Source organism: Streptomyces sp. PT12 (genome assembly GCF_003311645.1).
Classification (GTDB): domain Bacteria; phylum Actinomycetota; class Actinomycetes; order Streptomycetales; family Streptomycetaceae; genus Streptomyces.
Map to the genome: position 1 here is coordinate 1 of NZ_QEST01000015.1, position 6291 is coordinate 6291.

At 67.3% G+C, this 6291-nt stretch carries 7 protein-coding genes; 2 read left to right on the forward strand and 5 right to left on the reverse strand.

The window, feature by feature from the left end; genetic code table 11:
• Window positions 1-50: 50 nt before the first annotated feature.
• The 3 genes from DEH69_RS32295 to DEH69_RS02120 form a co-directional block, all read right to left on the reverse strand.
• The gene (locus DEH69_RS32295; RefSeq protein WP_258534377.1) at window positions 51-200 is read right to left on the reverse strand and encodes a hypothetical protein; all 150 of its coding nucleotides are present in this window, start codon (window positions 198-200) and stop codon (window positions 51-53) included.
• A gap of 80 nt (window positions 201-280) precedes the next feature.
• Window positions 281-484, reverse strand: coding sequence for a helix-turn-helix domain-containing protein (locus DEH69_RS02115; RefSeq protein ID WP_113685143.1), 204 nt, complete (start codon window positions 482-484; stop codon window positions 281-283).
• A complete protein-coding gene (locus DEH69_RS02120) occupies window positions 481-1935 on the reverse strand; it encodes a replication initiator (RefSeq protein WP_113685144.1) in 1455 nt (484 codons plus the stop codon). The genes DEH69_RS02115 and DEH69_RS02120 overlap by 4 nt, the downstream gene beginning before the upstream one ends.
• Window positions 1936-2049: 114 nt before the next feature.
• On the opposite strand from DEH69_RS02120, the gene DEH69_RS02125 reads away from it, so the two are divergent.
• Window positions 2050-3009: a GntR family transcriptional regulator gene (locus DEH69_RS02125; RefSeq protein ID WP_181727211.1), complete on the forward strand. Its 960-nt coding sequence runs from the start codon at window positions 2050-2052 to the stop codon at window positions 3007-3009.
• Window positions 3010-3414: 405 nt separating this feature from the next.
• Here the strand turns inward: DEH69_RS02125 and DEH69_RS02130 are convergent, their stop codons facing one another.
• Entirely contained in the window at window positions 3415-4071 is a 657-nt protein-coding gene (locus DEH69_RS02130) for a hypothetical protein (RefSeq protein WP_181727212.1), read from the reverse strand.
• A gap of 377 nt (window positions 4072-4448) precedes the next feature.
• On the opposite strand from DEH69_RS02130, the gene DEH69_RS02135 reads away from it, so the two are divergent.
• Window positions 4449-5765 carry an XRE family transcriptional regulator gene (locus tag DEH69_RS02135; RefSeq protein ID WP_113685147.1) on the forward strand — a complete coding sequence of 439 codons (1317 nt, stop codon included), beginning with the start codon at window positions 4449-4451 and terminating at the stop codon, window positions 5763-5765.
• Window positions 5766-5768: 3 nt separating this feature from the next.
• Here the strand turns inward: DEH69_RS02135 and cutA are convergent, their stop codons facing one another.
• On the reverse strand, window positions 5769-6110 hold the full coding sequence (gene cutA / locus DEH69_RS02140) for a divalent-cation tolerance protein CutA (RefSeq protein WP_181727213.1): 342 nt from the start codon (window positions 6108-6110) through the stop codon (window positions 5769-5771).
• Between the last annotated feature and the right edge of the window lie 181 nt (window positions 6111-6291).

Below are 6291 nucleotides of genomic sequence, written 5' to 3' on the forward strand. Positions count from 1 at the left end.
GACATGCCCAGATCAACCCGCTTCGCGAAGATCATTTCGCTGAGAAAACCTCAGTAGGTCAGGAATTCGCTGACGGTCATCTTGCTCGTGGCGACCGGCAGGCCGCTGCTTGAGTGGGCCTTGAGCTTGGTCAGCTTGTCATGGACCTCCTCCCAGTTCTTCCCGTAGACGTCACGCCGCTTGTAGGTCCCATCAGTCATGAGGACGTACACCGCGCCTGCCCAGCGTCCATCCTTTCGCTGCCAGATGGACCCCTCCCCGTTCGCATTCTTCTTCCCCATCAGGGGTTCTCCCTCTCGGTGAGTTGGTTGATGTATTCGCGTAGTGCCTGCTCACTGATGCGTCGGCATCGGCCGATCGTCACGGAGGCGAGTTCGCGTGAGCGGATCAGGTTGTAGACCGTCCAGCGGCTCACCTGGAGGCGAACGGCCACCTGATCCACGGTGAGCAGGACTGCCGGGCGTGCCGGATCGCGTTCGTTCACTCCGGCTCCCAGTGCTCGGGATCCTGGGCGCGTAGATCGGCCAGGGCTTCACGGGCGACGCGGCGGTTTTCTGCGATGGCATCTCGAATCCCTTCGGCGATCTGCTCTTCGGTCTTGCTCGCGTATCCGGTGCCGAGATACGTCAACTCCGCATCGACGATGAGCTTCCCCGACGTGCTGAATTTCCGGCTGAGTTGGTTGGCTCGGTAATGGGCGCGCGCTGCCCGGAGCGCGGTCATGGTGGTGCTGTAGGCGCGGCTCTTGGTCGAGAAGTGGCCGCCGTACCCGAGTTGATGGGCCCAGTGTCTCAGCTTCAGGTTCCGGAATTCGGGGAGTCGGCCCAGCCGCCAAGCCGTTGCGATGAGTTCCCGGATGTGCGGCGAAACTCGCAACGAGGAGAGGGGAGTACGCAGCCCCGTGCCTTGGCAGCGGTGACAGAACCGCGCCAGTCCCGTCCCCCGGCAGTGCTTGCAGTACAGCGGGAAGTCAACCGTTCCGGATTCCTCGGCCGCCTTGGTGACGTACTTGGCGATATACGCGGCCACCGTGCCAGCGGATGTGTCGTCGGTCTCGGGTATCGGCCGCACATCCACCTGAGAGCCCCAGCCGAGAACCCGTTGCCCGATCCGGCTGGGCGCGGTGACCACGCGGGCGCCCGCAGCCGACCGACGCGCGGCCGTGGCGATGACGTCGTGTCCCGCCCAGTCCGGCAGAGCCTCACCGTGCTCCGGAGGATCGAGGCGCATCACCGCATGGAAGTGGACCAGGCCGCGTCGCTGGAACTCCGCCACCTTCACGAACGACAGCCGCGCCGTCCTGGCGAACTCCGTCTTGCTCACTCCGCCAGCGCGCGGTAGCTCCTGACGGCGCATCAGGTCAGTGAACCGGTGCCATAGCCGTCCGGCGTGGGCGTTCCAGAGCACACCCCCGGCGTAGTCGTAGCACTCCGCGCACAACGGCGCTCCGACCAGCGGGTCATCCTTCGCGTGCCGCGCCCAGCAGGTCGAGGGCATCCCGTGCTCGCACGCGCCGCCGTCGCGCCGAGGACGACAGGCCCCCTCCGGCGTGAGCGTGTGCACTGGCCCGAACGACGGTGCCGTGAGTGTGAGGAGCACCCGGGGATGCGTCGCCACCGAAGTCGGGACGCCCTTGCCGCCCGCCAGTCCAGCCTTCACCAAGTGCCAGGTGTCCCACTGGTAGACGCGTGAGCACGGCGCGCACCAGGCCCGTCGCCGGTTGCCGCAGGGGACCAACAGCGGGGCGCGTTCGTCGCTCCCGAGTTCGTGAACGATCTCGCCCGTCGCGGAGTCCACGAGTAGGACCGTTCCGGCGAGCTGAACCGGGTGAGCGCAGCCGCCTATCCGTCGTACATCCGCCTCCCATTCCCTGTAGTCGGGCGCGGTGATCCGCTCGAACCACCGGCTGAAGTCCGCCCACTCTGCCGCCGTCATGTCCGGGGGGCGGGGTCCCAGATCAAGATGTGCTACGTCTTGTGCCACATCGACATGGTAGCTCAAGACGTGCTACCTGTTGTAGGTCAACTTGTGTCGAGGAGGCCCAGACCCATGACCGACGACGAGCGCCAAGGCCCCGCCTGGCGCGCCATCGCTGACCAGCTCAGGTCAGATGTGGCCGACGAGGTGTATCCACCAGGCGGGCCCCTGCCGGGGGAAACCCAACTGGCCACGCGCTACGAGGTGTCCAGACCGACCGTCCGCCGGGCGATCAACGCCTTGGTGGGCGAAGGTCTGCTGAGCGTGTCCCACGGCCGGGGCACGTTCGTTCGCCCCCGCCCGGACCGGAAGGTCATCCTCATCAACCACCCTGATCCCGATGATCTGTTGGACGAGCGTTACGAGCCCTCCGAGCAGGGATGGCTACGTGGTGAACATCCCCGGGCCATCTCCTTGGGGGAGAGAGCCGACAGGGCGAAGGGGGCGCTGATCACCACGGCCGGGCGCGACGAGGCGGAAGCCCTCGGCACACGGACGGGCACATGGATCTTCCAGCGGTTCCAGCACTGGAGGCATCGCACCACCCACCAGGTGATCTCTCTCGTCTCGCTCACCCCTGCGCACCTCGTCGGATGGCTCTCGGACCCGGACGCCGAAGAGCCTCCCGAGCCAGCCGACTTGTGGGACCACCCGGAGCGGTACCAACCCGTGTCCGATCACCAGCAGGGCCCTCCCGAGGGCTACGACGAGGAGCCCCCCGAGGATCCGGACGAAAATGAACTCGGACCCCAACCCAGCCTGTACGACCGGCTGATGCAGCGCGGCCCCGTCCGGTTCGCCAGCTCGGTCACGGCGCGGATGCCCGTGGGCGACGAGGTGACCGACTTGGACGTGCCCAACGGGACGCCGGTACTCGAAGTCCGCCGAACGATGACCGCTGCGGACGGTCGGCCCCTTGAAGTCACCATCGTCACCGCCCCCGCCGACCGCTTCGAGGCGGCCAGTTCGGCCGAATGGCTCTCAGCCACCCGCCCCACGGGCGGAGACGCGGCGGCCGTGCTCCGGCTGTAGGTCCGCAAAGTTTCTCTACAAGATCAAGGGCGCGCCTTCGGCGCGCCGGGCGGCCGGGCCGCCCTCGTCCGAGCATGCGGCCTTGCGGCCGGTCTCGGCCGAGCGGCCCGCCGCCCGCGTACGAGCCGCCCAGCTCCCCGAGCACTCGACGGCCACACCGAGATATGCCGAGCGTTCAACAGGGGTGGGCGGCTGGGGCGTTCGACCTCCGAGGCTTTACGCAGCCACCAGGGGGCGAGCCTCGAAGAGCGGGGGGCCACTTCGGGCCTAACCGGGCAGGTTCAGGAACCGCCCAAGTCGCCGACAGCTTACGGCCCCCCGCTCTCTCGCCCCCTGGCAGCTCCCGCCCAAAGCCTCTCCGGCCGACCGCGTGCGGTGGTGCGCCATCCAACGGCACGGCCCGACTCAGCTTCGTGGCCTGACTCCTTCGGCGTTCAGGTCCACGATCGAGAAGTCTTCGAGCCGCATGATGAGTTGACCAGCGCGTACCCAGCGGACACGCGGGTCGTCCAGTGCCACCCCGGCCGCGTCGCTCGCGACGGGGAAGGGAAAGGCGGGGCGGTACAGCGCACCGTAGACGCCCGCCAGGGCGAAGTGATGGACCCGGAGAGCGACATAGTGTTCCCGCAGGTGGGGGCACGCCCGCACGGACTTTACCGCACAGGGTAGGCACACCGGCGGGTGTGAGGTCAGCACATCGTCCGGCCAGGTGTCAGGGGCGTTGCCGTCCTCGCCCAGTACCCACAGCACGCCGTCTTCGTCGCAGTCGGCGGGTGCTGCGCAGACCTGGCACAGGAGCCGCGTCATGGCGCGGCGTTGCCGCAGGGCGTGCACTTTGCCGAACTCCGGCCGCCCCTTGCCCGGCAGGTGGGACACCCGGCCCCAGAGGACCCCATTCTCATCCCGGTCGTGCACCTGCTCATCCGCGTAACCGATCCCGCCACGCCGGTAGACCACGCGAGCGTCCAGGTCCCGTTCCTCGCTCCATCGGGTGATATAGGGAACGAGGTCTGGACGCCGCACTGTTCCCAACGGCGGTCGGCGCTGGCCAGCCGTCAGCACGAGATCACCTCCCTCGGACGCGTATGTCCGACCAGGACGTACGGGCGGACCAACTCGACGCGCACGTCCCTCGAATTCCTCGACGGCTCCTCGCCCCGACGCGCCAACAGCATCGTCGGTTCGTCCCTGGGGCATGGGGTGGTGGGCGCCGCGTCGGAAGCACGATGCCGTCCAGGCGGGGGAAGGAGCAGCCGCAGCAGGCGTTCAGCGAACCACGCAAGACAGTTGCGCATGTCATCTCTCATCCACTCGGGGACAAGAGAGTTTTGCGGGTCGATGGGCGAATATGCATGGGGCTGAGGGGGATACCCATCATGGGTAGACTCGGCAGAAGGGGTTCGTGCTACTTCTTGATCAGCTCTATGCGGGGATGCGAGATGGCTTACAAGTCTCCGGCGGCACTGCCACTCAGTGTGCTGGAACGGTCCGACGTTCGGGATGCTCTTGCCCGTCACGACTTCGGCATGGTCTTTTCGCTTGCCCGCAAGTGGGGCGGGATCAGTTTCATCAAGATTGCCGACGCTTGCGACATCAGCCCCGAACGAGTGGGAAAGCTGGCCAAAGGCGTCGGCGCGATCACGACGTACAAGAAGATCGCGACCATCGCGGACGCGCTGCGCATTCCCGGGCGGATGGTGGGGTTGACCCCACGTCCATGGGAGGGTGGGCGCGTCGAGCCACGAGCGGTATCGCCGGTTCATGGCGCCAGAGAAACAGAGGGGGAAGCCGTGCGACGCAGGGAATTCATCGCCGCATCGATGGCCGCAGTGGGTATACCGGCGGAGTTTCCCTTCTTGGAGGCCGGGCGCGTCGGTTCGAGCACGGTGGAACGGCTCAAGGAGCGGACCGCGAGATTGCGTCGCCTTGATGACTTCCTCGGCGGCGCCGACACGTATCCGATCTATGTCGGCGAGTTCAACGCCACCACGCGTCTGCTGGACAACGGCAGCTACGGCGCCACCGTTGAGCGGGCTTTGCTGAGCCTGGTCGCCGAGCAGGCGCAGCAGGCAGGTTGGGCTGCCTTTGATGCCGGTCGGCAGGCCGAGGCCGAACGCATGTATCGCACCGCGCTTCAGGCGGCCATCGACGCCGACGATAAGCCGCTGATTGGTAATTCCTTGGCTTTCCTGGCCTACCAGCAGGTCAGCACGTCACGATCCGGCATTGAGATGGCTTCGGCGTCCTGCGAACGGATGGGGAAGGACGCCCCGGCCACGGTCCGCGCCCTGCTCCTCGAAAGACGCGCGTGGGCGCACGCCCGAGCCGGTCAGGCGAAGGAGACCGAGCGCGTATTGGCTCAGGCCGAAGCTGAACTCACCCGTTTCTCGGCGTCGCGGCCGGGCCCGGACTGGGCAGCGTGGGTTGACATGAGGGAACTCACGATCATGTCCGGGCGATGCTGGACGGAGTTGGGGCGCCCGTTGCGTGCGGTGCCGGTTCTGGAGAAGGCCCTTCAAGGGTTCGCGGACACCCATGCACGGGACAAGTCGCTGTACATGACCTGGCTTGCCCACGCGTACCTCGACGCCGGGGAGGTCGAGCATGCCGCCGCCGTCACGAGCCGGTCGCTGCAACTGGCCACGGGTATCGGCTCCGTCCGGCCACGGCAACGCGCCCGGACGCTCGTGAAGCGACTCGAACCGCACCGCGCGGTGCCGGAGGTAGCCGCCGTTCTCGACCAGGCGACGGCGTGACTCTCAGTTCCCGCCCTCGTGCTCATCGGCGGTCGTTGTTCGGCGTATCCAGTCCAGGTAACCGGCGGAACCGGCGGCGATCGGGAGGGCCACGATCTCCGGGTTGTTCCAGGGGTGGTGCTCCAACAGGTGTGCTTCGAGCGCCGGGTACCGGTCGGTGGTGGTCCGCAGGAGGAGCTGCCACTCCTCACCGGTGCCGAACTGGCCCAGGTGCCGGAAGACGGAGATCACCGGACCGACGATCTGAGCCCCGGCGGCCAACCGGGCATCCACCGCCCCCAGCGCCAGACGCTCCGCCGCTTCGCGGGTCTCGGTCGCCGTGGACACCTGCACGCAGTCAGTCATGCCCACGAGACTACTGAGGCTGACAGCAACCGTGACAGCAACGACGGCGCACACCGCCGTTCATCGGCACACGGCGAGCCCCGGGTGAGCGGGGGCGGGGGCCCACATGCGGGCCCCCGCCCAGTTCTACGGATCAGAAGGTTGCAGGTTCGAATCCTGCCGAGCGCGCACCAGGTCAGAG